Consider the following 3711-nt stretch of genomic DNA (forward strand, 5'->3'; position numbering starts at 1 on the left):
AGCGCGGCCGCTCCGACCTGAAGAACCAGCGCCCGGCGGTGTTCTGGTTCACCGGCCTGTCGGGCTCGGGCAAGTCGACCATCGCCAATCTGTTCGAGAAGAAGCTCTTCGCGTCGGGCAGGCACACCTACATTCTCGACGGCGACAATGTCCGTCATGGGCTGAACCGCGATCTCGGTTTCACCGACGCCGATCGTGTGGAAAACATCCGCCGCGTCGCCGAGGTGGCGAAGCTGATGGCGGATGCGGGCCTGATCGTCATCGTCTCCTTCATCTCGCCCTTCAGCGCCGAACGACGCATGGCGCGCGAACTTATGGCCGAGGGCGAGTTCGTCGAGGTGTTCGTCGACACGCCGTTCGAGGAATGCGCCCGCCGCGATCCGAAAGGCCTTTACGCGCGTGCCCTGAGCGGCGAGATCAAGAACTTCACCGGCGTCGATTCGCCTTATGAGGCGCCGCAGAACGCTGAAATCCACCTGAAGACACTCGGCAGGAAACCGGAAGACATGGCGGAAGCCCTGGAACGCTGGCTGAACGAGCGCGACATTGCCGAGGACCAGTACGACAATGGCGGCGGTATCTGACGACGAAGTCATGCTCGGCGTGTTCGAGCGCCTGGCTCTGGACGCCGGGCGCGAGGTCATGCGCGTCTTCCACGAAGGCTGCGCCGTCGACAGCAAGGCGGACTCCTCGCCGGTGACGGAAGCCGACCGCGAGAGCGAGAAGATCATCCTCGCCGGTTTGCGGGCTGCCTACCCGGACATCCCTTGCGTGGCCGAGGAGGAGGTCGCGGCGGGCATCGCCACGCCGGATCTCGACGGCGCCTTCTTCCTGATCGATCCGCTCGACGGCACTAAGGAATTCGTCAACCGCCGCACCGATTTCACCGTCAACATCGCGCTCGTCCGTCATGGCGAGCCGGAGGTCGGCGTGGTCTACGCGCCGTGCACGGGACGTTTCTTTGCCGGGCGGCCGGGCAGGGCGGAAGCGCTTGAGGTCGATAGCAATTATCATATCGCGAGCCGCCGGCCGATCGCCGTACGGGCAGGCGGCACGCCGCTTGCCGTGGTCGCCAGCCGCTCGCACAACACGCCGGAAACCGATGCCTTCATCCGCGATCTTGGCGAGACCGACATCGTCTCGGTCGGCTCTTCGCTGAAATTCTGCCTGCTCGCCGCTGCTGAAGCGGATGTCTATCCGCGCTTCGGCCGCACCATGGAGTGGGACACCGCGGCCGGCGACGCGGTGTTGCGCGCCGCCGGTGGCATGACGCGCACGCTGGACGGCGAGCCGCTCGTCTACGGCAAGCGCAACCAGGCCAGCGACACCGATTTCGCCAATCCGCATTTCATCGCGAGCGGGAAGGGCGCGTAGCCGCAGCGTCGCCAAAAGAGCCAATCTCCCCCCTCGAGGGGGGAGATGCCCGGCAGGGCAGAGGGGGGCGCCTCGCGCCGACGTCTCGACTTTACGCCGCTGCTACATGCGCCGAGTTCGAGCCGATATAATTGCGGATCGTCTCGATGATGCGGTCCTGGTCTGCTTCGCTGAGATAGGCGTGCATCGGCAGGCAGAGGATCTGCTTGGGCAGCTCTTCCGACACGGCCAAGCCGGTCGGCGTGCGCGGGTAATCCTTGTAGGCCACCTGCTGGTGCAGCGGCTTCACGTAATAGATCACCGACGGAATGCCCTTTTCGCCGAGATGGGCCTTCAGCCCGTCGCGCTTCGGCGTTTCGATGGCATATTGCGCCCATGCCGAGCGGCCGTGACCCAGATTGCGCGAGGCCTTGACGATATCGCCAAGCCCGGCGGCATAGCGATCGGCTACAACCTGGCGCGCCACCATCTCGTCCTCGAGGATGGCGAGCTTCTCGATCAGGATCGCCGCCTGCAGCGTGTCGAGGCGCGAATTGATGCCGACGCGGACGTTGTCGTACTGCGTCTCGCCCTTGCCGTGGAAGGCGAAGGAACGCAGCTTGTCGGCGAGATCGCCATCATTGGTGAACATCGCGCCGCCGTCGCCATAGCAGCCGAGCGGCTTTGCCGGATAGAAGCTGGTCGAGCCGACATGGCCGAAGGCGCCGCACATGGTGCCGTCGGCCGAGCCGCCCATCGACTGGGCGGCGTCCTCTATCACCAGAAGGTTCTCGCGCTTGGCGATCGCCATGATCGCCTCGTAGTCGGCGGAAAGCCCGAACAGGTCGACCGGGATGATCGCCTTCGGCTTCAGCCGGCCTTCCTTCTTGATCATCGCGATGGCCGCCTCGAGGCTGGCGATGTCGATGTTGTAGGTGTCGGCGTCGACGTCGACGAAGACCGGCTCAGCCTTGGCCAGCGCCACCACCTCGGCCGTCGCGGCGAAGGTGAAGCTCGGCACGAACACCGCGTCGCCCGGGCCGATGCCGGCCGCAAACAGCGGCAGAAGCAGCGCATCGGTGCCGTTGGCGCAGGCAACGACATGCTTGACGCCGATATAGGCGGCGAGCTTTTTCTCGAATTCGGCGACCTGGGGGCCGAGGATATAACGGCCGTCTTCGACCACATGGTCGATTGCGGCCTTCAGTCGGTCGCGGATACGTTCGCGCTGCGCGCCAAGATCGATGAACTGCATGTCGGCCTCGAATGCCAATAAAACCGGCCCGCTGGTATCAGGTTTGGCGCGGCTGAGAAAGCCGACCACGGCCAGGCCAAATTGCTTATGTGTCGCAGCCCGTTACCGTTTTTGCCGGCGCAATGCCTGAAAAAGCTGGAAATCCGTGCTTCGAGAGGCGTTTGACGCCTCTCTTGTCGCATCGTTCCGCTGGTAGGAAACATAAAGTGATCGGCCGGTGAGGGCGGTTCGGGCCCCACTCCGATGCCGGATCAGTCGATCTCGTGCCGCCATGGCGGGTTGGCGCCGGCCCTCGAAACCGTCACCGCGGCCGCCTTTGCGCCAAGCTCCAGCGCCTTGCGGATCGCATCCTCCGGCAGGCTGCCGATCGCGGCCTTGGTCAGCAGCCCTTGCTCGTGCAGCGAGGCGAGGATGCCGGCATTGAAGGTGTCGCCGGCGCCTACCGTGTCGACCACCGTCACCTTCCGCGGCATGACCGTGACGCGGTGCTCCCTGCTGTAGCCGACCGCGCCTTCGCTGCCATGGGTCACGACGATCAGTTTCGGACCGCGCTCCAGCCAGTTGCGGATGACATCTTCATGCGAGCCGGCTTCGTCGAACCAGTTGAGGTCCTCGTCCGACAATTTCACAATATCGGCCATCGCCATCATCTCGCGAATGCGCCGCAGATGTTTTGCCTTGTCGGGGATGAAGTTCGGCCGGATGTTGGGATCGAGCATCATCACCCGGCTCTTGTGCTCACGGCGCATGAACTCTTCATAGGCGGACCCGGCCGGTTCCGAGATCAGGCTGATGGCGCCGAACAGCATCGCCTCGATCTCGGTGCCGAGCTTCGGCAGGTCGTCGATGGTGAGCATGCGCCCGGCGGTGTTCTCGTCGTAGAAAGTGTAGGTCGCCTGGCCGTTGTTGAGCCGCACGAAGGCAAGCGTGGTGGGGCGAGGGGATGTGTGCGCATAGGTGGAGCTCACCTTGCTTGCCCCCAGCGCATCGCGGAACTGGCCGCCGAACAGGTCGGAGGAAAGGCCGGAGAAGAAACCCGCCGGAGCGCCGAGCCGGCCGAGCGCGATCGCCGAGTTGAACACCGCGCCGCCGACATAGGGCGC

Annotated in this window: 4 protein-coding genes; 2 read left to right on the forward strand and 2 right to left on the reverse strand. The window is 64.7% G+C overall.

Translation table 11 applies throughout. From position 1 onward, the window contains the following. Both cysC and cysQ read left to right on the forward strand, forming a co-directional pair. A partial coding sequence (gene cysC, locus Q0L57_RS07990) for an adenylyl-sulfate kinase (protein ID WP_296740715.1) occupies positions 1-584 on the forward strand: 584 nt, incomplete at its 5' end. A gap of 10 nt (positions 585-594) precedes the next feature. Then, a complete protein-coding gene (cysQ, locus tag Q0L57_RS07995) occupies positions 595-1374 on the forward strand; it encodes a 3'(2'),5'-bisphosphate nucleotidase CysQ (RefSeq protein ID WP_296740722.1) in 780 nt (259 codons plus the stop codon). 91 nt (positions 1375-1465) lie between these two features. Here the strand turns inward: cysQ and Q0L57_RS08000 are convergent, their stop codons facing one another. Further along, positions 1466-2608 (reverse strand): DegT/DnrJ/EryC1/StrS aminotransferase family protein, encoded by a 1143-nt coding sequence (locus tag Q0L57_RS08000; protein WP_296740717.1) that lies wholly within the window; start codon positions 2606-2608, stop codon positions 1466-1468. A 251-nt stretch (positions 2609-2859) separates the two neighbouring features. Further along, the coding region (locus Q0L57_RS08005; protein ID WP_296740719.1) for a carbohydrate kinase at positions 2860-3711 on the reverse strand (852 nt) is incomplete at its 5' end.

Source organism: Mesorhizobium sp. (genome assembly GCF_024509055.1).
Lineage (GTDB): Bacteria > Pseudomonadota > Alphaproteobacteria > Rhizobiales > Rhizobiaceae > Mesorhizobium.

Coding starts and splice junctions, on each gene's coding strand:
- cysQ (WP_296740722.1), top strand. CDS start 595: ATGCTCGGCGTGTTCGAGCGCCTGGCTCTGGACGCCGGGCGCGAGGTC.
- Q0L57_RS08000 (WP_296740717.1), bottom strand. CDS start 2,608: ATGCAGTTCATCGATCTTGGCGCGCAGCGCGAACGTATCCGCGACCGA.